The sequence below is a fragment of the Microbacterium sp. KR10-403 genome (assembly GCF_040196215.1).
Lineage (GTDB): Bacteria > Actinomycetota > Actinomycetes > Actinomycetales > Microbacteriaceae > Microbacterium.
Map to the genome: position 1 here is coordinate 341,170 of NZ_JBEGDC010000003.1, position 20,443 is coordinate 361,612.

Below are 20,443 nucleotides of genomic sequence, written 5' to 3' on the forward strand. Positions count from 1 at the left end.
GCGAAAGGGGCCGCCGGGAGTGCTCCCGGCGGCCCCTCGCACTTCTCGCGCGCTACTTGCCCTGGTTCGCGACGGCCGCGGCACCGGCGGCGGCGGCCTCGGGGTCGAGGTACTCGCCCGGTCCGAGCGGCTGCAGGTCTTCACCGAGGTGATAGACGAGCGGGATGCCGGTCGGAATGTTCAGCGCCGCGATGTCGTCGTCGCTGATCCCGTCGAGGTGCTTGACGAGCGCGCGCAGCGAATTGCCGTGCGCGGCCACGAGCACCGTCTTGCCGGCCTGCAGGTCGGGCACGATCTCGCCGTGCCAGTACGGCAGCAGGCGGTCGATGACGAGCTTGAGCGACTCGGTGCGCGGGATCTCACCGTCGATGTCCGCGTAGCGCGGGTCGTGCGCCTGGCTGTACTCGGCGTCGTCGGCCAGCTCGGGCGGCGGCACGTCGAAAGAACGGCGCCAGAGCATGAACTGCTCCTCGCCGAACTCGGCGAGGGTCTGCGCCTTGTCCTTGCCCTGCAGAGCGCCGTAGTGGCGCTCGTTCAGGCGCCACGTGCGCTTCACCGGGATCCAGAGGCGGTCGGCGGCGTCGAGCGCGATGTTCGCGGTCTGGATCGCCCGCGAGAGCACCGAGGTGTGCACGATGTCGGGGTGCAGGCCCTTCTCGGCCAGCAGCTCGCCGCCGCGCTGGGCCTCGGCCTTGCCCTGGTCGGTGAGACGGACGTCCACCCATCCGGTGAACTGGTTCGATTTGTTCCACTCGCTCTGCCCGTGGCGGAGCAGGATCAGCGTGTACGGCGCGGTCATGGAGCCAGCTTACAGACGGCCCGATGAGATCATGGAGGTGATGACATCCTCCCCCGTCGGCCGTCCGACGCGCGGCACGACGGGGACCAATCGGTTGCGCCGTGTCGATCGCTGGATTGCCCGCCACCCCACCCTGCGTCGCGCCGCCGACCCGCTCGTCGTCGACCTCGGATACGGGGCCAGCGGTGTGACGGCGCTCGAACTCGAGGCGCGGCTGCGTCCGGTGCGGCGCGACGTCCACGTGCACGGTCTTGAGCTCGATCCCGACCGCGTCGCGCGGGCCCGCGCGCAGCTCGCCGAGGTGCGGGCGAAGCGCACGCCGTTCGCCCCCGACGCACGCGTGTCGTTCGCCCGCGGCGGGTTCGAGGTCCCGACCCCGCAGGCGCGTCGCCCGGCCGTGATCCGCGCGTTCAACGTGCTGCGCCAGTACGACGAGAGCGACGTGCAGGATGCCTGGGGTCGCATGGCCGCACGGCTCGCGCCCGCGGGTCTCGTGGTCGAGGGCACCTGCGACGAGATCGGCCGCGTCTCCAGCTGGATCGCCGTCGACGATCACGGCACGCCGCGGTCGCTGACGATCTCGCTGCGCCTGACCACCCTCGAGCACCCCTCGATCGCGGCGGCGCGGCTGCCGAAGGCGCTCATCCACCGCAATGTGCCGGGCGAACGCATCCACGACTTCCTCGCCGCGCTCGACCGCGAGTGGGATCGCGGGGCGGGCCTCGCGCCGTTCGGCCCGGTGCAGCGCTGGCGCGCCGCGATGCAGGCGCTCGTCGACGCCGGCTGGCCCCTGCAGAATCGCTCGCGTTGGCGCCTGGGCGAGGTCACCGTGCCGTGGGAGGCCGTGGCGCCGCGCGAGTGACGCCGCCCGTCAGCGCCGGCGGCCGAGCCTCGGGATGCGCGGCACCGAGGCCGTGGCACCGGCCTCGGGCGGCACGATGACCTCCTGCGCGGCCGCGACCGGGCCGTCGGCGGTGTCGACGACGAGCTCGGCGTCGACCGGGGTGTTGCGGCGCACCAGCGCCAGGGCGATCGGGCCCTGCTCGTAGTGCTGCGCGGCCGCGACGACCGCACCGACCTCGTTCTCGCCCGCACGTACGACATCACCCGGAGCGGCCGCCTCGCCGTCGAGCTGCAGCGCGACGAGCCGCCGCGGCGGATGCCCGAGGTTGTGCACCTTCGCAACGGTCTCCTGCCCGCGGTAGCACCCCTTGTTCAGGTGCACGGCGCTGCGCAGCCAATCGGCCTCATGCGGCAGCATCCGCTCGTCGGCGTCGGTGATGCGCGGGCGCCACGCGGCGATCCGCAGGGCGTCGGCCGCCAGGGAGCCGGCGAGTCTCAGAGAGCCGGATGCCACAGCCGCCGTCATCCGCGCGACGCCGTCGGCGTCGACCAGCGCTTCGGCCCAGTCGCGCTCGGTGCCCGGGTGCGGGTCGACGGCGGAATACGCCCAGCCGCCCTCGGCGACGCCGGGCCACGGGTCGTGCCACACCAGCGCCGCGCCGAGCGCCGCCACCGCGAGCGGCGTGCCGCCGATGACGGCGAACTCCTCGCGCGCGTCCCGCGGCTCGACCCGCAGGCGGAAGCGCATCTTCTTGAGGAAATCGAGCAGCCCGACGGCATCGACACGGTCGACGATCAGCCACGACGTCGCGCCGTCGTCGACGAAGGATGCCGCGTGCTCGACGTGCCCGGCCGGATCCAGGATCAGCAGCTCGGCGCTCTCGCCCGGCAGCAGCGCCGTGACCTTCTGCGTCGAGAACGACTCGAGCCAGCTGAGGCGGTCCTCCCCCGGCACGGCCAGCACGACCCGGTCGCCGAGCGGGGCCACGGCCGCCCCCGACGCCAGCGCGCGCTGCTCGCTGAGCGGGTTGCCGGCGTGCAGGAGCACGCCGTCGTCGACGATCGCCCCGTCAGCCGCGCGCAGGAGGGCGGCGAGCGCGTCCATCACTGCACCTTCGCCAGGCGCGCCGACGCGTGCGAGGCCATCGGGGCGCCGAGCGCGGCGATGTCCCACGCCCACAGCAGGTGCCCCTCGACGAGGCCGTACATGCGGGATGCCGCGGTGTACGGCTTCGCGGTGGCCGGGCGCACCACCGCATCGGTGGCGAGGTCGATGCGCGGCCCGTGCACCTGGCCGAGCAGCAGCTCGCTGGTGCCGTCGGCGCGCACGAGCGCGACCTCGAGGGGGAAGGCGTCGTCGTCGCGCAGCCTCTCGACGTCGTCGGCCGTCAGCGGTGCCGCGGCCGCGCGCGCCGGCAGCAGCGCCGGTCCCGGATCGGCCGCGGTCTGGGTGCGCGCGAGGCGCCAGTAGCCGGTCTCGGCCAGCAGCGGCGCACGATCGTCGCCGTCGCCGGTCCAGGCGTCGGCGGAGTAGTTCAGATAGGGTCCGTCGCCGGTGCTGAAGCTGACCCGGTGCGTGAACTCCGTGGAGTAGTGGTGGCCGTCGGCCTCGTAATCGATGACGCCGGTGCCCTCCCAGACCCCGCGCAGCCATGCGAGGGGGACGAGTTCGGCGGGCAGGTCGGTCGGGATCTCGATCACGACGCGCTCACGTTCAGCGCTGGCCGCGGTACAGGTTCTTGATCACCACGACCGAGCAGAAGACGATCGCGAGCGAGGCGAGGCCCAGCAGTCCGACGAAGAAGAGTTCCAGCGCCATCGTGTCCATGGGTCTACTCTATCCCGCTCCGCCGTCAGCCCAGTGCGGCCAGGCCGAACCCGACGCTGAACAGCCCCAGGACGATGAATGATCCGAGCAGGCTCAGCGCGACCCGCGAGATGAATCCCTCGGCCCGCCCCGACCACAGCTGCACGGCGAACGAGAGCACGAGGCATCCCGCCAGTCCGATCGTCAACCATGCCGCACGCTGACCGACGGGGGTCAGCAGCGCGATCAGCACGCCGATCACGACGGCCCCGACCCAGGCGACGATCACTCCGCCGATCCGCCCTCGAGCGGCGTGTTCGGATTCGCTCGACATGCGCCCATTGTCGCACGGTCCTAAAATGTCCCCACACAACGACCGGCCGCCGTCGCCCGGCATGGTCCCAGGAGGTCGCGTGGTACAGATTCTGCTTCTCAGCTCGGCACGGGATGCCGCGCTGCCCACGCTCGAGCTGCTGAGCCACCACGTGCAGACCATTCCGGCCGAGCCCGCGCAGCTGGTGCGCGCGCCGCAGGCCGATGTCATCCTGCTCGATGCCCGCACCGACCTGGTCGCGGCGAAGTCGCTGTGCCGGGTGCTGAACACGACGGGGCTCGAGGCCCCGCTGATCCTCGTGGTCACCGAGGGCGGCATGGCCGCCGTCGCCGCGGACTGGGGCGTCTCCGACGTCATCCTGTGCACCGCGGGGCCTGCGGAGACCGAGGCCCGGCTGCGTCTGGCGGTGGGCCGCTCCGAGTCGGAATCGGCCGAACCCGCCCGCGTGCAGACGTCGGGCCTGACCATCGACGAGGCCTCGTACTCGGCGAAGCTGCACGGCAAGCCGCTGGACCTCACCTACAAGGAGTTCCAGCTGCTGTACTTCCTCGCGATGCACCCCTCGCGCGTGTTCACGCGCGAGCAGCTGCTGAGCGAGGTGTGGGGCTACGACTACTTCGGCGGCACCCGCACCGTCGACGTGCACGTGCGACGGCTGCGCGCCAAGCTCGGCGAGTTCGAACAGCTCATCGGCACGGTCCGCAACGTCGGCTACCGCTTCAATGTGACGGAAGATGACGACACCGAGGCGAAGGCCCCGGTAGCCCGTTAACCCGCGCGTCACGTCATCCTGCAATGATGAGGGGATGATCGAACACGGGGCTCTGGACACGGGGCTGGACGACGGCGAGGACGATGACTTCGACCTGGAAGAGGTCTACGATTCCGAGCTGCCCGAGGGACGCTACCTCGACCGCGAGCTGAGCTGGCTCGCGTTCAACCAGCGCGTGCTCGAGCTCGCCGAGGACCCGTCGATGCCCGTGCTCGAGCGCACGAACTTCCTCGCCATCTTCGCCAGCAACCTCGATGAGTTCTTCATGGTGCGCGTCGCGGGTCTGCGCCGCCGGATCGTCACCGGGCTCGCCGTGCCCACCAACGTCGGCCGCGCGCCCCAGGAGGTGCTCGCCGACATCTCCGACGAGGCGCACCGCCTGCAGCTGCGCCACGCCGCCGCGTGGACCGACCTCGTCAAGCCCGCGCTGGCCGACGCGGGCATCGACTTCCTCGGCTGGAGCGATCTCACCGAGGCCGAGCGCGCGCGGCTGTACCGGTACTTCCAGGAGAACGTGTTCCCCGTCCTCACGCCGCTCGCGGTCGACCCCGCGCATCCCTTCCCCTACATCTCGGGGCTCTCGCTGAACCTCGCGATCCGCATCCGCAATGCCCGCACCGGGCGTCAGGACTTCGCCCGGCTCAAGGTGCCGCCCATGCTGCCGCGGTTCGTGCGCGTCGAGGACGACACCGACCGCATCCGCTTCCTGCCGCTGGAAGATCTCATCGCGAACAACCTCGCCGATCTCTTCCCCGGCATGGAGGTGCTCGACCACCATGCGTTCCGCCTGACGCGCAACGAGGACGTCGAGATCGAGGAGGACGAGACCGAGAACCTCATCCAGGCGCTCGAAGCCGAGCTGCTGCGCCGCCGCTTCGGTCCGCCGATCCGGCTCGAGGTCACCGACGACATGGACGACCTGACCCTCGATCTGCTCATCGACGAGCTCGCCATCACCGAGAACCAGGTGCACCGGCTTCCCGGTCCGCTCGATCTCGGCGGCCTGTTCAGCCTCGGCAAGCTCGACCGCCCCGAGCTGCGCTACCCGCCGCACGTCCCGGTGACGGCCGCCGCCTTCCAGCCCGCCGAGCAGAACGGCCGTGCGGACCTGTTCGCGGCGATCCGCAAGGGCGACGTGCTCGTGCACCACCCGTACGAGCCGTTCGCGACGAGCGTGCAGGCATTCCTCGAGCAGGCCGCGAAAGACCCGCACGTGCTGGCCATCAAGCAGACGCTCTACCGCACCTCGGGCGACAGCCCCATCGTGCAGGCGCTGATCGACGCCGCCGAGGCCGGCAAGCAGGTGCTCGCGCTCGTCGAGGTGAAGGCGCGCTTCGACGAAGCCGCGAACATCACCTGGGCGCGCAAGCTCGAGAAGGCCGGGGTCCACGTCGTGTACGGCCTGGTGGGGCTGAAGACCCACGCGAAGCTGGCCCTCGTGATCCGCGAGGAGGAGGGGCAGCTGCGCAGCTACGCGCACATCGGCACCGGCAACTACAATCCGAAGACCAGCCGCATCTACGAGGACTTCGGCCTGTTCACGATCGACGAACAGGTCGGGCGCGAGCTCATCCGCCTGTTCAACGAACTGAGCGGCTACGCGATCGAGAAGAAGTTCAAGCGGCTGCTGGTCGCCCCGCGCTACCTGCGCAAGGGCCTGCTGCGGCTCATCGAGAAGGAACGCCACAACGCGCTCGACGGCAAGCCCGCGCGCATCCGCATCAAGGTGAACTCGATGGTCGACGAGCAGATCATCGACGCGCTGTACCGCGCCAGCCAGGCCGGCGTCCCGGTGGAGATCTGGGTGCGCGGCATCTGCAGCCTCAAGCCGGGCGTGCCCGGCATGAGCGAGACGATCACCGTGCGCAGCATCGTGGGCCGCTACCTGGAGCACTCCCGGGTCTTCTCGTTCGCGAACGACGGCGACCCGCAGGTGTACATCGGCAGCGCCGACATGATGCACCGCAACCTCGATCGACGCATCGAGGCGCTCGTGCGGGTGGTCGCACCGGCGCAGATCAAGTCGCTGGAAGACCTGTTCACCCTCGCGATGAGCGACGGCACGAGCTCGTGGCATCTTCAGCCCGATGGTGATTGGATCAGACACAGTGTCGGCGAGAACGGGAAGAGGCTCGTGGATCTGCAGGACAAGACGATGACCAATGTGCAGCGGCGCCGCCGCGCACGGGCGGTGCGATGAGCGAGACGGCCGTCTACGCCGCCGGAGGCGTCGTGTGGCGCGTCGTCGAGGGCAAGCTGCGCATCCTCGTCATCCACCGCACCGCGTATGCCGACGTGACACTGCCCAAGGGCAAGGTCGACGCCGGCGAGATGCTCGCAGCGACCGCCGTGCGCGAGATCCTCGAAGAGACCGGTATCGCCGTCTGTCTCGGCGCGCCCATCGGCGTCTCGCGCTACGCACTGCCCAGCGGCCGCACCAAGATCGTGCACTACTGGTCGACCTTCGCCTCCGACGAGGCGATCCGCGCGTCGCGGTTCGTCCCGAACAAGGAGATCGCCGCGATCGAGTGGATCTCCCCCAAGAAGGCGCTCACCCGCCTCAGCTACCCGGTCGACGTCGAGATCCTCGAGAACTTCCTGGCCCTCATCGACGACGGCGTGCGCCGCACCTTTCCGATCGTCGTGCAGCGGCACGCCAAGGCCGCACCGCGCGAGGAGTGGAGCGGCGAAGACGCGCTGCGCCCGCTCACCGGCCGCGGCGCGAAGCAGGCCACCGCGATCGTCGCGCCCCTGCGGGCGTTCGGCGTGCGCAAGGTGTACTCCTCGGACGCGGTCCGCTGCGTGAGCACCGTCACGCCGTTCGCCGCGGCCACCGGTCATCGCGTGCACCGCACCCCCGAGATCAGCCAGGACGCGTGGGAGGACGGCACCTCCGACGTGCGCGCCGCCGTCGGCGCCCGTGTGCGGGCGGGCAAGCCCGCCGTGCTCTGCAGTCACGGCCCGGTGCTGCCCGACATCCTGCGCGAACTGGCCCTGGCCACCGGCACCCTCCGTGGCTCGTATCTCGACGACGCCGCGGCGCTGCCGGTCGGCGCCTTCTCGGTCGTGCACCTGTCGGCGACGAACCCCGGTTCGGGGATCGTCGCGATCGAGACCCACGAGCCGAAGATCACCGACGCGAAGAACTGAGTCGCTCCCCGTTCACCTTCCGTTCACCCGTACAGCGCAGTCTGGTCACCGACGCCGCCTACGGTCGAGCCGAGCCCCGCAGAGCGGGGCCGACATCCCGAACAACGTGAAGGGTTCACACAGTGAAGCTCACCCGCATCGCCCCGCTCGGCGCCCTGGTCGCGGCATCCGCCCTCGTCCTGGCAGGCTGCGCCTCGAATGAGGCATCCGCCGACGGCAACACCCCCTCCGGCGACTCGTCGGCCACGGCTCTGTCCGGCACGATCAACGGCATCGGCTCGTCGGCGCAGGGCACCGCCCAGCAGACCTGGATCGCCGGCATCCAGACGGCCAATCCCGACCTGAACATCAACTACGACCCGCAGGGCTCGGGCGCCGGCCGCAAGAGCTTCATCTCGGGTGCGGCCGACTTCGCCGGCTCCGACGCGGCGCTGAGCGACGAGGAGCTCTCGAGCACCTTCGCGATGTGCGCCGACGGGACCAGCGCCATCGACCTGCCGGTCTACATCTCGCCGATCGCCATCGCGTACAACCTCGAGGGCGTGGACGACCTGAAGCTGGATGCCGCGACCATCGCCGGCATCTTCTCGGGCAAGATCACGAAGTGGAACGACAGCCAGATCGCCGCGCTGAACGACGGCGTGACGCTGCCGGACGCCGCGATCACCGTCGTGCACCGCTCGGACGACTCGGGCACGACCCAGAACTTCACCGAGTACCTCGCGGCCAACGCGGCCGACGCCTGGGGCCAGGAGCCGTCGCAGACGTTCCCGTTCCAGGTCGGCGACGCGGCCAAGGGCACCTCGGGCGTCGCCGAGGCCACCAAGAGCGCCAAGAACTCGATCACCTACATCGACGAGTCGGGCGCTGCGGGCCTGTCGATCGCGCAGCTGAAGGTCGGCGACTCGTTCGTGAAGATCTCGGCCGACGGCGCCGCCGCGGTGGTGGCCGATTCGCCGCTGGTCACCGGCCGTGGCGACAACGACCTGGCGATCGACATCAACCGCACCGACACGCAGGCGAACGCCTGGCCGCTCGTGCTGGTGTCGTACCTCATCGCGTGCCAGCAGTACAAGGACGCCGCCACCGGCTCGCTGGTCAGCTCGTACATCCAGTACGCCGCGAGCGACGCCGCACAGCAGGCGGCGGCCGCCCAGGCCGGTTCCGCCCCGCTGTCGGCCGAGCTGTCGGCCAAGGTCATCGCCGCGGCGCAGACCATCAAGTAACGGCGCCGTCCCTCACCGAGGAATCGAATGACGAAGAAAGCCACCGTCCGCGTCGGCGACCGGGTGTTCTCCACGACCACCGTGGTCGCCGGCGCGGTGATCCTCGCGACGCTCGCCGCGGTCGCGATCTTCCTGGTCATCCAGAGCATCCCCGCTCTGGTGGCCGGGGAGGGCGAGCTGCCGAACGACTCGGCGAACTTCTGGCAGTACGTCGGCCCCCTGGTGTTCGGCACCGTCTGGGCCGCGTTCCTCGCGCTGCTGTTCGCCACGCCGCTGTCGATCGGCATCGCGCTGTTCATCTCGCACTACGCGCCGCGGCGCGTGTCGCAGACGCTCGGCTACATCATCGATCTCCTGGCCGCGGTGCCCTCGGTCGTCTTCGGCCTGTGGGGCATCGTGGTCCTGGCGCCCCTCGTGCAGCCGCTGTATCAGTGGCTGGGCGACAACCTCGGTTGGATTCCGCTGTTCGCCGGTCCGATCTCGGGCACCGGGCGCACCATCCTCACCGCGGCGATGGTGCTGGCGGTCATGGTCATCCCGATCATGACCGCCATCTGCCGCGAGGTCTTCCTGCAGGCACCGCGCCTGCACGAGGAGGCCGCGCTGGCCCTGGGCGCCACCAAGTGGGAGATGATCCGGATGTCGGTGCTGCCGTTCGCGCGCAGCGGCATCGTCTCGGCGGTCATGCTGGGGCTGGGCCGCGCGCTCGGCGAGACCTTCGCCGTCGCGATGGTGCTCTCCCCCGCCTTCATCGTGAAGTTCGCGCTGCTGCAGGCGCAGAACCCCAACACCATCGCCGCGAACATCGCCCTGCAGTTCCCCGAGGCGACCGGGCTCTCGGTCAACGCCCTGGTGGCGTCCGGCCTCGTGCTGTTCGTGGTGACCCTGCTTGTGAACGTCCTGGCCCGGTGGATCATCAGCCGCCGTGCCGCCTTCTCAGGAGCCGACGCATGACGACCACCGCGCCCGAAGCCGAGGCCGCCGCGGTCGGCGGGGCCCCCGGCATCCACTCCCCTCACGTGCCGCTGACCGGCGGCACGCTCCCCCGCGGCACGACGTGGATGGTGCTGGCCGGCGGCTGGCTGTTCGCGGGCGCCTTCTTCGGTCTGCTGTGGGCCGCGGGCATCACCACGACCTTCAGCCTCGTGGGCACCGTCTTCTTCGGCACGGTGCTGTTCGACCTCGTGCTGTACGTCATCTCGCGCATCGTCGAAGGGGCGCGGCGCGCGAAGGACCGCCTGGTCACCTCGCTCGTGTCGACGGCGTTCGTGATCGCGCTGCTGCCGCTGGTCTCGCTCATCTGGACGGTCGTCCTGGGCGGGATGGCGCGGCTCGACGTCGCGTTCTTCACGCAGTCGATGCGCAACGTCGTCGGCGAGGGCGGCGGCGCGCTGCACGCCATCATCGGCACGCTGCTGATCACGCTGGCCGCCGCCGTCATCTCGGTGCCGATCGGCCTGCTCACCTCGATCTATCTCGTCGAGTACGGCCGCGGGCCGTTCGCTCGCGCCATCACCTTCCTCGTCGACGTGATGACCGGCATCCCGTCGATCGTCGCAGGCCTGTTCGTCTTCGCCCTGTTCGCGCTGATCGCCGGGCCCGCCGTGCGCAACGGCTTCATGGGCGCGGTGGCGCTCTCGGTGCTGATGATCCCGGTCGTGGTCCGCTCGAGCGAGGAGATCCTGCGGCTCGTCCCCAACGAGCTGCGCGAGGCCTCGTACGCGCTGGGCGTGCCGAAGTGGCTGACGATCCTCAAGATCGTGCTGCCGACCTCGCTCGCGGGTATCGTCACCGGTGTGATGCTGGCCATCGCCCGCGTGATCGGCGAGACCGCCCCGCTGCTGCTCGTGACCGGCTTCACGTTCAGCATGAACTACAACCTCTTCGACGACCGCATGATGACCCTGCCGGTGTTCGTGTACACGCAGTACACGCAGGCGGCGGGCGTCAGTGCTCAGGCGTCGATCGACCGGGCCTGGACAGCGGCCCTCACCCTCATCGTCATCATGCTGGTGCTGAACCTCGCCGGCCGACTCATCGCCAAGATCTTCGCGCCCAAGCGCGGTCTGTGATCCCAAGGAGACCCGTGTCAAAGAGCATCGACGTCACCGACCTGAACGTCTGGTACAGCGACTTCCTCGCCGTCGAAGGCGTGAACATGCACATCGAGCCGCGCAGCGTGACGGCCTTCATCGGCCCGTCGGGATGCGGCAAGTCCACGTTCCTGCGCACGCTCAACCGCATGCACGAGGTGATCCCCGGGGCACGCGTGGGCGGGCAGGTGCTGCTCGACGGCGACGACCTGTACGGAACGGGCGTCGACCCGGTCGCCGTGCGGCGCCAGATCGGCATGGTCTTCCAGCGGCCGAACCCGTTCCCCACCATGTCGATCCGCGACAACGTGCTGGCCGGGGTCAAGCTCAACAACAAGCGGATCGCCAAGAGCGACGCCGACGACCTCGTCGAGCGCTCGCTGCGCGGCGCGAACCTGTGGAACGAGGTCAAGGATCGCCTGGCCAAGCCCGGCGCAGGGCTCTCGGGCGGACAGCAGCAGCGCCTGTGCATCGCGCGCGCCATCGCCGTGTCGCCGCAGGTACTGCTCATGGACGAGCCCTGCTCGGCCCTCGACCCGATCTCGACCTACGCGATCGAAGAGCTCATCGCGAAGCTGAAGACCGAGTACACGATCGTCATCGTCACGCACAACATGCAGCAGGCATCGCGCGTGTCCGACAAGACCGCATTCTTCAACATCGCCGGCACCGGCAAGCCCGGAAAGCTCATCGAGTACGGCGAGACCGCGACGATGTTCACGACGCCGCGCGAGCAGGCGACCGAGGACTACGTCTCGGGCCGGTTCGGCTGATCAGTCGCGTGGGCTGAGCAGATACCGATTGAGGGATGCCGTCAGCACGCGATCGACCGGAATGTCGACGCCGTCGACGGCCGTGACGGGAGCCGCCAGACGGACGCTGGAGACGAGCCACGCGGCATCCACCGTTCTCAGCGCCTCAGCCGGCACGGTCTCGTAGGCGGTCTCGTGGCCTTGCGCGGACAGGTGCTCGAACACGCTGATCTGCGTCGTGCCGTGCAGGATGCCGCTGCCGACGGCCGGCGTCACGAAACGCCCGCCGATCCGGAGGATGAGCGACGCGGTCGGCGCCTCGAGCAGGATGTCGTCGCTCGAGACGAACACCGCGTCGTCGGCGCCCCGGCGGTGCGCCTCGCGGATCGCGGCCATGTTCACCGCGTACGAGAGCGTCTTCGCACCCAGCAGCAGCCACGGCGCGCGATCGGCGGCGCCGCTGTCGATCCCGCGGTCGAGGAGGACGACGCGGATGCCGCGCTCGCGCACAGCGGTGTTGTCGGCGGCCTGCGCGGCCGTCGTCCACGCGGTCGGTGCCGGCCCGTGCTCGACGCCGCGGCTGAGGATGAGTTTGATGACCGCCTCCCCCGGTCCGCACGCGGCGGCCGCGCGCTCGACGGCCTGCCGCCACTGCGCCGGGTTCGGCGCGGGCAGGTCGCAGAGGGCGGCCGAGTGCGCGAGGCGCTGAAGGTGCGCCGTGACCTCCTGCGGATGCCCGTCGACGACGCCGATCGACTCGAAGATGCCGTCGCCGCGCTGCGTGCTCAGCTCGCTGACGCTCAGCGCCGGCGCCGACGGGTCGAGCGTCGTGAAGGTGCCCGCGAAGTCATCGCGCGGGTCATCCGGCGCTGCGGGGTCGATCAGCAGGGCGAAGTGTGCGGCCATGGTTCGAGCGTAGAGCCCGCGTGTGGAATAGCCCGCCCATGACGTCGGTTACACTTGATCGGCCGGGCCGCAGTAACCCCGGGCTCCATCTTCTGCCGCTTCGAGCGGCCTTGCGCCGAGAGGCGTTCTGCGGCCCGGCACTTCTGTGCCGGGATGCGGAACGTCTCTCCCGCGAAGCGGCATCAGCACGGCGGCGTTCTGCGGCCCGGCACTTCTGTGCTCCGCCGCCTGCCCCGCGCGCCGCCGCGCGGCGCCGCACAGACTTCGGAGAGTCGCACCAAGCTCGGAGGCTTCGCGCGAAATGCTCCGAACTCGGTGAGATTCTCCGAAGCCTGTGAGCCTCGTGCGCGCACCGACCGCGCCTCGAGCGTGAAGACGGGACGGAAGTGGATGCCGCGGGCTCAGCTCAGCGCGTCGACCCGCCACAGCGCGGCGCTCGCGCTGAGATCCGCGGCGATGGTCGCCAGGCGCGACGCCCGCGTGGTCAGGGTCGTGGCCCGCTCGGGCTCGGTGAGCTCGTAGTCGTCGGCGACGTGTGTGGCTCCCGATGCCTGCACACGGCAGAACGCCGCGGCGCGGTCGAGGGCGACGGCGAAGTCGCCGTCGAACACCCCGCGCAGGATGCGGTCGACGGTCGCGACGAGCTCATCGGGGCCGGACGGCACCGGCGCGCCGGCGATCACCGGGTCGGCGGAGGCGATCTCGACCCGCCCGCGCTCGTACAGGAGCGCCGCGGTGTCGGGGTCGCGGTGGATCATCAGCTGCAGCAGATACAGGTTCCACAGCGCCCCCGGCAGGGTGCGCGCGGGCGCGCGCGACCACAGCTCGGCGATGTCGTCGATGCCGTGCGTGCGGGTGAAGTCGACGAGCCGGTCGACCGTCTCGGTGTCGGGATCCGCACGCACGCGCGACAGCAGCGCCGCAGCGGTCGAGTGCGCGACGCGGGTCGCCTCGGCGGGGTCGTGCGCCCCGAACAGGCGATCGAACTCTTCGCCGGCGCGACGCACCGGCTTGTGGAACTCCCTGCCCGATTCCTGCACCCGTCAAGGGTACGTCGTCACGCGGTGCCGTTGATCCGCACGAGGTTGCCGGCCGGGTCGCGGAACGCGCAGTCGCGCGGTCCCCACGGCTGGTCCATGGGCTCCTGCAGCACCTCGGCCCCGGTCGCGCGCACGCGTTCGAACGTGGCGTCGAGGTCGCTCGTCGCGAACACGATGGGTCCGGGGCCCGACCCCTTGGCGACGAGCCGCGCGAGCTGTTCGGCGTCGTCGGGTGAGCGGCCCGCGCCGGGCGCCGAGAGCACGAGCGCGACACCGGGCTGGTCGGGCGTGCCCATGCTGAGCCACCGCCATCCGTTGCCCGACACGTCGTTGAGCACGGTGAGGCCCACCGCATCGCGGTAGAAGGCCAGCGCCGCGTCGACGTCGTCGACGGTGAGCGGGAAGAATCCGAACCTGATGTCAGTCATGGCCGAAACGGTACGCGACGGCTGTCCGCATCGCTTCTCGAATCCTGCTCGATCACGCGTAGCGGGTCGGGCGGGTCAGAATCCGCGCGAAGCATTCCGGCATCGCCTCCGCCGCGTCGTGCGACCGGTTGCGATACGCGCTGGGCGTCTCGCCGACGATCTCGGTGAACGTCGAGCTGAACGAGCCCAGTGACGTCGCGCCGACGGCGGTGCAGGCATCCGTCACCGTCGATCCTGCGCGCAGCAACGCCATCGCCCGTTCGATGCGCCGTGTCATCAGGTAGGAATAGGGCGTCTCACCGTAGGCGGTCTTGAACTCGCGCGAGAAATGGGCGGGCGACATGAACGCCCGCGCGGCCATCGTGGGCACATCCAATGGGCGCGCGTACTCGCGATCCATGAGGTCACGGGCGCGGCGCAGGTGCGCGAGGGTCTCGGGACTCTGAGGGCCGGATGCCACGGTCCGAGGCTAGCGGACGGCAGTACGCTCGGAGCATGCGGATCGCCATCGCCGGAGGCACCGGGACGGTCGGGCGCCTGGTCGCCGACCTCGTCCTGAGCCACGGACACGAGCCCATCGTCATCTCCCGCTCCACCGGCGTGGACCTCGTCTCGGGCGAGGGTGTGGATGCCGTGCTCGGCCAGGTCGACGCGGTGATCGATGTCACCAGCACGCCGTCGATGTCGGCCGCGGCATCCATCCGCTTCTTCGAGACGGTGACGAAGAACCTGCTCGCCGCCGAGGAGCGCGCGGGTGTGCGGCACCACGTCGTGCTGTCGATCGTGGGGATCGACGCGACCGAGAAGGGCTACGGCTACTACCAGGGCAAGCGGGCGCAGGAACGCGCCGTCAGGGCGGGACCGATCCCGTATTCGCTCGTGCGGGCCACGCAGTTCCACGAGTTCGCGCGGCAGATGTTCGAGCGCATGAAGACCGGGCCCTTCGTGCTCGTGCCGACCATGCGCTCGCAGCCGATCGAGGCCGCCGAGGTCGCCGCCCGGCTCGTCGAGCTGGCCGAGGGCACGCCGGCGGGGCGCGTCGCCGACATCGCCGGACCCCGCGTCGAGCGGATGGCCGAGATGGCCCGGCGCTACGGACGGGCCGCCCGCCTGCCCGGGCGCGTCGTCGAGGTCTCGCTGCCGGGTTCGTCGGGCCGGCAGATGCGCGACGGCAGTCTGCTGGCCGGCACGAACGCGCAGGTGCGCGGCAAGGACTTCACCGCCTGGCTGCGCGAGCACACCGGCTCGGACGGGCAGGCGAAGAACCCGGGCGGGACGGGAATCGGCGGCATCCCGATCGTGCGCGCTCCGCTGCCCACACCGCCCGAGCCCTCGCTGTCGAACGCCCGCGAGCTGATCGCCGGCCTGCAGACCGCCGGAATGCCGATCGCCCTGACGATCGAGGGCGACGAGCGCCGGCTTCCGGTGCACATCGACGAGGTCGCGTTCCGTGCCCTGCAGGAGGGCGCCGCCCTCGTGCTGACCCGCACGAGAGGGGTGGATGCCACGGCCGCCGTCCGCTACCTGCCGCACGCCGTCGAGGTCGAGGTGGCGCACGGGCCCGGGCGGCTGACCCCGCAGGCGGAGCACTCGATGACCCTGAGCCGTACCCGCGCCGACATCCGCCGCCTCGGCGGTGCGATCACCTCGGGCGCGAGCGAGGACGGCGCGTTCCACGTGACGGCGACCATTCCTGTGGCGGAGTGACGGTCACGACGCGGTGACGTCGCGCATCGCCCGTGAGCGCCAGTTCTCGCCCGCCCGTTCGAGCGTGACGATGGCGTGACAGTTGCGGCAACGCACCTCGCACTTGGCGATCTCCTCGGAGATGATGCGGATGCTGTAGCCGTCTCTCACCATGCGCATCACGTCGTAGCGCTTAGCCGACCCCGGGCGATGGTCGAAGTCCAGGACGCGCAGGTCGCACACGCCGCAGTCCACGCACGGATGCTCCCGAAGGTAGGCCGTGAGGAACGCCTTCGCCTCGTCACGCCGTCGCGCTGTCCTCTCGGCGATGACACGGAGCTGCTTCTCGCGATTCTCCGCATAGTAGCGGCGCGATGACGCCCGATTGCACTCACGACAGACCTCTTGCAGTCCGTCGGGACGCGACCGCTTCCGATTGAATTCCGTCGATGGTTTAGACTGCCGACAGGTGCCGCACGTCTTGTACGGCACCTCTGTTCGCCCCCGTAGCTCAGAGGCAGAGCAACCGGCTTTTAACCGGTGGGTCGAGATATCGTAATTCTCCGGGGGCACCATAGAGCCTTTCTACCCGGAGCATCCGACACCCCGACCGCCCCGTTCAGACCGCGGTCGCGCCGCGCCGCGGCAGCACCCAGCCCGCCCGCGGGAAGTGGCAGGTGTACCCGTTCGGATAGGCGATCAGGTAGTCCTGGTGCTCGGGCTCGGCCTCCCAGAACGGGCCCGCGGGCTCGATCGTCGTGACGGCATTGCCCGGCCACAGCCCCGACGCGTCGACGTCGGCGATCGTGTCGCGCGCGACCTGCTCCTGCTCGGGCGTGAGCGGGAAGATCGCCGACCGGTAGCTCGTGCCGATGTCGTTGCCCTGCCGGTTGAGCGTCGACGGGTCGTGGATCTGGAAGAAGAACGCCAGGATGTCGCGATAGTCCGTCTTGGTCGGGTCGAAGACGATCTCGACGGCCTCGGCATGACCGGGGTGGTTCCGGTAGGTGGCGTGGTCGTTCTCGCCGCCGGTGTAGCCCACGCGCGTGCCGAGCACGCCCGGCTGGCGGCGGATGAGGTCTTCCATCCCCCAGAAGCACCCGCCCGCGAGCACGGCCGTCTCCGTGCCCGGCTCGCGCCTGATCTCTCCCGTGTCGTTGCTGCCGCTGGTCATGATGGCTGTTCCTCCGTTCCGGATGCCACGGGCTGCGGCATCCACAGGACACAACGTCGCACGTGCCCGTTTTGGTCCCGTTCCATTCTCCCGGCTCTCAAGCGCCTCGGCATCACCCGTCGCCGGTATCGTGCTGAGGGTGTTCACCCTCACCGACGACGCCTGCATCGTCGTCAAAGCCATCGCCGACACGACGCCCGGAGGGCGTGAGACCGGCGGCATCAGGATCTACGACGGCTCAGAGCGCGGCACCGACTTCGCCCTGGAACCGGCCGCCGGACCCGAAGACGGCGACGTCATCCTCGAGCAGTCGGGCGCGCACATCTATCTGGCGCCCGATGTGGCCGATGACCTCTCCGAGTTCGTCCTGGCTGCCAGCGTCGATCCCGATGGCGTCGTCGACTTCTCCTTCGGCACGGCGGAGAAGTCCGCACCACAGGGCATGACCGGGGTCCGCTCCACGGGCGGCCACGCGCACTGAGTTCAGCGGCCCCGCGTTCAATACTCAGCGGATCGGTGCGACAACGCGCCATAACAGGGCGTGAACGGCGTCGAAGCCTCCAGATGTGCGGAGTTCTGAACGCACGGCCGCCGAAGCCGCGACGTCAACTGGTGACCAGCTCGGCCCCGGCGTGCGCCAGTTCGGCGAGCGCGGCCTCGCTCGATTTGGCCGCGACGCCCGCGACGAGGCCGGTGAGCACGCGCACGTGCCGTCCGTGCGCGATGGCGTCGAGCGCCGACGCGCGCACGCAGTAGTCGGTGGCGATGCCGGTGACGTCGACGTCGACGATGCCGTGCGCGTCGAGCAGCTGCTCGACCGTCTCACCGTCGTCGGTGACGCCCTCGAACAGCGAGTACGCCGGCTTGCCCTGCCCCTTCTTGACGTGGTGGGTGATGGATGCCGTCACCAGGCCGGGATCGTAGTCGGCACCCTGAGTGCCGGCCACGCAGTGGACCGGCCAGGTGTCTACGAAGTCGGGGTCACCCGACAGCGCGAAATGCCCGCCGTTGTCGTTGTCGCCGTCGTGCCAGTCGCGCGACGCGATGATGATGTCGTAGTCGCCGGCATGCTCGGCGAGAAGCCGCGAGACGCCCTCGGCGACCGCGTCACCGCCTGCGACGCCGAGGGCGCCGCCCTCGGTGAAGTCGTTCTGCACATCGACGATGAACAGTGCTGTGCCCATGCCTGAAGCGTACCGATCAGTCGCGGCCCGCGGCATCCACGTCCCGACGCCACAGCTTCGACGGCCACCAGATCGCACGCCCGATGTCGTATGAGATCGCGGGCACGAGCAGCGAGCGCACGACGAAGGTATCGAGCAGCACGCCGAACGCGACGATGAACGCGATCTGCGCGAGGAACAGGATCGGGATGACGCCCAGTGCGGCGAACGTCGCGGCCAGCACGAGCCCGGCCGACGTGATCACACCGCCGGTGGCCACAAGCCCGCGCAGGATGCCCGGCCTGGTCCCGTGGCGCTTCGACTCCTCGCGCACGCGCGTCATCAGGAAGATGTTGTAGTCCACCCCGAGCGCCACGAGGAACACGAACCCGTACAGCGGCACCGCGGGGTCGGCCCCCGGGAAGCCCAGCACATGGTTGAACACGAGTGCCGACACGCCCATGGCCGCGGCGAACGACACGATCACCGAGAGCACCAGCAGCACCGGCGCGAGGACGGCCCGCAGCAGCAGCATGAGGATCACGAAGATCACCAGGAGCACGATCGGGATGATCAGAGTCCGATCACGGATCGACGTGTCGTTCGTGTCGATGTCGGTCGCGGTCACCCCGCCCACCTGCACGGCGCCCTCTCCCAGCTCGGCCGACAGCGCGGTGCGCAGCTCGCGCACGGTCTGCTCGGCCGCGTCCGAGTCGGCAGGATCCGCGAGGGTGCCGGTCAACAGCACCTGCCCGTCCGACACGGTCGGCTCGGGGGCGGCGGTGCCGGGCGGGCCCTGGGCCGCGATCGTCACCGTTCCGTCGTCGACGGTGACGGTCGCCTGGCCGGAGGCCGAGTCGGCGGAGGTCACGGCGACTGATTCGAGGCCGGCCGAGGCATCCATCACCGTCGCAGCCTTGTCGAGGTCGGCCTTCTCGACGAGCACGTACACGGGGCTGCCGCTGCCGGCGTCGAAGTGATCGCCGAGCACGGCCTGACCGTCGCGGGCCTCGGATGCGCTCGTGACGAGATCGCTCGTGGGCACGCCGTCAGCCTTCAGCTGCAGGATGCCGGTGCCGGCCGCCAGCAGCACCACCAGGGCCACGATCCACACCGGACGGGAGTGCCGCGCCACCAGCCGCGCCTGGCGCGGCCAGAAGCCCTTCACCGGCGCCGTGAGGTCGTCGGGGATCGTCGCCAGCGGGTGCTTCGGGATGAACGGCCAGAACGCCGCCCGGCCGACGAGTGCCAGCAGTGCGGGCAGGAAGGTCAGCGCCGACAGGATCGCGAACGCGATGCCGATCGAGGCGATCGGGCCGAGCGCCCGGTTCGTGGCGAGGTCGCTGAGCAGCAGGCACAGCAGGCCCGCGATGACCGTGCCACCGGAGGCCAGGACCGGCTCGAACGCGCCGCGCCAGGCCTTCACCGTGGCATCCCACCGCTTCGCCCCCTCCGAGACGGCCTCGCGATATCGCGCGACGTACAGCAGCGCGTAGTCGGTCGCGGCGCCGATCACGAGGATGAACAGGATGCCCTGCACCTGCCCGTTGAGGACGACCGCGCCTGCCTTCGCGAGCCACCAGACCGTCAGCAGCGCCACGCACAGCGCGAAGCAGGCGGTCGCCAGTACCAGGATCGGCAACAGCGGCGATCGGTACACGATCACGAGGATGACGAACACCGCCAGCAGGGCGACGCCGAGCAGCAGCCCGTCGATGCCGAGGAAGCCGTGCACGAGGTCGGCGGTGAAGCCGGCCGGCCCTGTGATCCACGCGGTGGTGCCGTCGGGCAGCCCGTCATCCAGCGCGGTGCGCAGGGCGTCGACGGCGTCGGAGACGTCATCCGTCCCCATCGGCACGAACAGCTGCGCGGCCTTGCCGTCGTCGGAGGTGATCGGGGGCGACACACTGCCGTTCACCCCCGACACCTCGCCGAGCGGGTCGACGAGGTCGCGCAGCGCGGAGAGCTGGCCGTCGGTGAGCTTCGCGCCGTCGTCGGCGGTCACGACGACCACGGCCGGGATGCTGTCGCTCCCCGTGAAGTCCGCCAGCCGGTTCTGCACGACGGTCGATTCGGCCGAGTCGGGCAGGTACGCGGAATGGTCGTTCGTGGAGACCTCACTCACCTTGCCGAAGTACGGGCCGCCGATCGCTCCCCCGACCAGCCACACGAGCACCAGCAGCACCGGGATGCCGATACGCAGCCATCGGGTCGGCGACGCGCTCCGCTCACGCAGCTGGCGGCGAGTGAGCGGGCCCGGGCGTGACATC

General features: G+C 70.2%; 22 protein-coding genes and 1 tRNA gene. 11 read left to right on the forward strand and 12 right to left on the reverse strand.

Annotation, left to right across the window (positions count from 1 at the left end; translation table 11 throughout):
- Positions 1-52 precede the first annotated feature (52 nt).
- A complete protein-coding gene (locus ABMQ42_RS08370) occupies positions 53-799 on the reverse strand; it encodes a phosphoglyceromutase (RefSeq protein ID WP_349722476.1) in 747 nt (248 codons plus the stop codon).
- 40 nt (positions 800-839) lie between these two features.
- On the opposite strand from ABMQ42_RS08370, the gene ABMQ42_RS08375 reads away from it, so the two are divergent.
- Positions 840-1,661 (forward strand): class I SAM-dependent methyltransferase, encoded by an 822-nt coding sequence (locus ABMQ42_RS08375; RefSeq protein WP_349722478.1) that lies wholly within the window; start codon positions 840-842, stop codon positions 1,659-1,661.
- Positions 1,662-1,670: 9 nt separating this feature from the next.
- On the opposite strand, the gene ygfZ is transcribed toward ABMQ42_RS08375, so the two are convergent.
- The 3 genes from ygfZ to ABMQ42_RS08390 all read right to left on the reverse strand — a co-directional run bounded on the left by ygfZ (position 1,671) and on the right by ABMQ42_RS08390 (position 3,783).
- Positions 1,671-2,747 (reverse strand): CAF17-like 4Fe-4S cluster assembly/insertion protein YgfZ, encoded by a 1,077-nt coding sequence (gene ygfZ, locus ABMQ42_RS08380; protein ID WP_349722479.1) that lies wholly within the window; start codon positions 2,745-2,747, stop codon positions 1,671-1,673.
- Complete coding sequence (locus ABMQ42_RS08385) at positions 2,747-3,343, reverse strand: heme-binding beta-barrel domain-containing protein (protein ID WP_349722481.1); 597 nt, start codon at positions 3,341-3,343, stop codon at positions 2,747-2,749. Before ABMQ42_RS08385 ends, ygfZ begins: the two co-directional genes overlap by 1 nt.
- Before the next feature lie 152 nt (positions 3,344-3,495).
- The gene (locus ABMQ42_RS08390) at positions 3,496-3,783 is read right to left on the reverse strand and encodes a hypothetical protein (protein ID WP_349722482.1); all 288 of its coding nucleotides are present in this window, start codon (positions 3,781-3,783) and stop codon (positions 3,496-3,498) included.
- A 79-nt stretch (positions 3,784-3,862) separates the two neighbouring features.
- Here ABMQ42_RS08390 and ABMQ42_RS08395 point away from each other — a divergent pair, with 79 nt between their 5' ends.
- The 7 genes from ABMQ42_RS08395 (at position 3,863) to pstB (ending at position 11,797) form a co-directional block, all read left to right on the forward strand.
- A complete protein-coding gene (locus ABMQ42_RS08395) occupies positions 3,863-4,555 on the forward strand; it encodes a response regulator transcription factor (protein ID WP_349722484.1) in 693 nt (230 codons plus the stop codon).
- Between the two features lie 34 nt (positions 4,556-4,589).
- Complete coding sequence (locus ABMQ42_RS08400; protein WP_349722486.1) at positions 4,590-6,755, forward strand: RNA degradosome polyphosphate kinase; 2,166 nt, start codon at positions 4,590-4,592, stop codon at positions 6,753-6,755.
- Positions 6,752-7,705 (forward strand): NUDIX hydrolase, encoded by a 954-nt coding sequence (locus ABMQ42_RS08405; protein ID WP_349722487.1) that lies wholly within the window; start codon positions 6,752-6,754, stop codon positions 7,703-7,705. The genes ABMQ42_RS08400 and ABMQ42_RS08405 overlap by 4 nt, the downstream gene beginning before the upstream one ends.
- A gap of 122 nt (positions 7,706-7,827) precedes the next feature.
- Positions 7,828-8,931 (forward strand): phosphate ABC transporter substrate-binding protein PstS, encoded by a 1,104-nt coding sequence (gene pstS, locus ABMQ42_RS08410; protein ID WP_349722489.1) that lies wholly within the window; start codon positions 7,828-7,830, stop codon positions 8,929-8,931.
- 27 nt (positions 8,932-8,958) lie between these two features.
- Positions 8,959-9,885 carry a phosphate ABC transporter permease subunit PstC gene (gene pstC, locus ABMQ42_RS08415; RefSeq protein ID WP_349722491.1) on the forward strand — a complete coding sequence of 309 codons (927 nt, stop codon included), beginning with the start codon at positions 8,959-8,961 and terminating at the stop codon, positions 9,883-9,885.
- On the forward strand, positions 9,882-11,003 hold the full coding sequence (gene pstA, locus ABMQ42_RS08420) for a phosphate ABC transporter permease PstA (RefSeq protein WP_502884652.1): 1,122 nt from the start codon (positions 9,882-9,884) through the stop codon (positions 11,001-11,003). The genes pstC and pstA overlap by 4 nt, the downstream gene beginning before the upstream one ends.
- 14 nt (positions 11,004-11,017) lie before the next feature.
- Positions 11,018-11,797: a phosphate ABC transporter ATP-binding protein PstB gene (gene pstB, locus ABMQ42_RS08425; RefSeq protein WP_349722492.1), complete on the forward strand. Its 780-nt coding sequence runs from the start codon at positions 11,018-11,020 to the stop codon at positions 11,795-11,797.
- Here the strand turns inward: pstB and ABMQ42_RS08430 are convergent, their stop codons facing one another.
- The 4 genes from ABMQ42_RS08430 to ABMQ42_RS08445 all read right to left on the reverse strand — a co-directional run bounded on the left by ABMQ42_RS08430 (position 11,798) and on the right by ABMQ42_RS08445 (position 14,550).
- On the reverse strand, positions 11,798-12,682 hold the full coding sequence (locus ABMQ42_RS08430) for an aminotransferase class IV (RefSeq protein ID WP_349722494.1): 885 nt from the start codon (positions 12,680-12,682) through the stop codon (positions 11,798-11,800).
- Positions 12,683-13,083: 401 nt separating this feature from the next.
- Positions 13,084-13,722 (reverse strand): DNA-directed RNA polymerase subunit beta, encoded by a 639-nt coding sequence (locus ABMQ42_RS08435; RefSeq protein ID WP_349722496.1) that lies wholly within the window; start codon positions 13,720-13,722, stop codon positions 13,084-13,086.
- A 17-nt stretch (positions 13,723-13,739) separates the two neighbouring features.
- A complete protein-coding gene (locus ABMQ42_RS08440; RefSeq protein ID WP_349722498.1) occupies positions 13,740-14,150 on the reverse strand; it encodes a VOC family protein in 411 nt (136 codons plus the stop codon).
- Between the two features lie 52 nt (positions 14,151-14,202).
- The gene (locus ABMQ42_RS08445; RefSeq protein WP_349722716.1) at positions 14,203-14,550 is read right to left on the reverse strand and encodes a helix-turn-helix transcriptional regulator; all 348 of its coding nucleotides are present in this window, start codon (positions 14,548-14,550) and stop codon (positions 14,203-14,205) included.
- A 95-nt stretch (positions 14,551-14,645) separates the two neighbouring features.
- On the opposite strand from ABMQ42_RS08445, the gene ABMQ42_RS08450 reads away from it, so the two are divergent.
- Positions 14,646-15,857 carry an NAD(P)H-binding protein gene (locus ABMQ42_RS08450; RefSeq protein WP_349722500.1) on the forward strand — a complete coding sequence of 404 codons (1,212 nt, stop codon included), beginning with the start codon at positions 14,646-14,648 and terminating at the stop codon, positions 15,855-15,857.
- Between the two features lie 3 nt (positions 15,858-15,860).
- On the opposite strand, the gene ABMQ42_RS08455 is transcribed toward ABMQ42_RS08450, so the two are convergent.
- On the reverse strand, positions 15,861-16,091 hold the full coding sequence (locus ABMQ42_RS08455) for a hypothetical protein (protein WP_349722502.1): 231 nt from the start codon (positions 16,089-16,091) through the stop codon (positions 15,861-15,863).
- A gap of 245 nt (positions 16,092-16,336) precedes the next feature.
- Here ABMQ42_RS08455 and ABMQ42_RS08460 point away from each other — a divergent pair.
- Positions 16,337-16,411 (forward strand) — tRNA-Lys (locus ABMQ42_RS08460).
- A 44-nt stretch (positions 16,412-16,455) separates the two neighbouring features.
- On the opposite strand, the gene msrA is transcribed toward ABMQ42_RS08460, so the two are convergent.
- Positions 16,456-17,010 (reverse strand): peptide-methionine (S)-S-oxide reductase MsrA, encoded by a 555-nt coding sequence (msrA, locus tag ABMQ42_RS08465; RefSeq protein ID WP_349722504.1) that lies wholly within the window; start codon positions 17,008-17,010, stop codon positions 16,456-16,458.
- A 139-nt stretch (positions 17,011-17,149) separates the two neighbouring features.
- On the opposite strand from msrA, the gene ABMQ42_RS08470 reads away from it, so the two are divergent.
- Complete coding sequence (locus ABMQ42_RS08470; protein ID WP_349722506.1) at positions 17,150-17,491, forward strand: hypothetical protein; 342 nt, start codon at positions 17,150-17,152, stop codon at positions 17,489-17,491.
- A 124-nt stretch (positions 17,492-17,615) separates the two neighbouring features.
- Here the strand turns inward: ABMQ42_RS08470 and ABMQ42_RS08475 are convergent, their stop codons facing one another.
- Both ABMQ42_RS08475 and ABMQ42_RS08480 read right to left on the reverse strand, forming a co-directional pair.
- On the reverse strand, positions 17,616-18,194 hold the full coding sequence (locus tag ABMQ42_RS08475; RefSeq protein ID WP_349722508.1) for an isochorismatase family protein: 579 nt from the start codon (positions 18,192-18,194) through the stop codon (positions 17,616-17,618).
- A gap of 16 nt (positions 18,195-18,210) precedes the next feature.
- A complete protein-coding gene (locus ABMQ42_RS08480) occupies positions 18,211-20,442 on the reverse strand; it encodes an MMPL family transporter (protein ID WP_349722717.1) in 2,232 nt (743 codons plus the stop codon).
- Position 20,443: the final 1 nt, after the last annotated feature.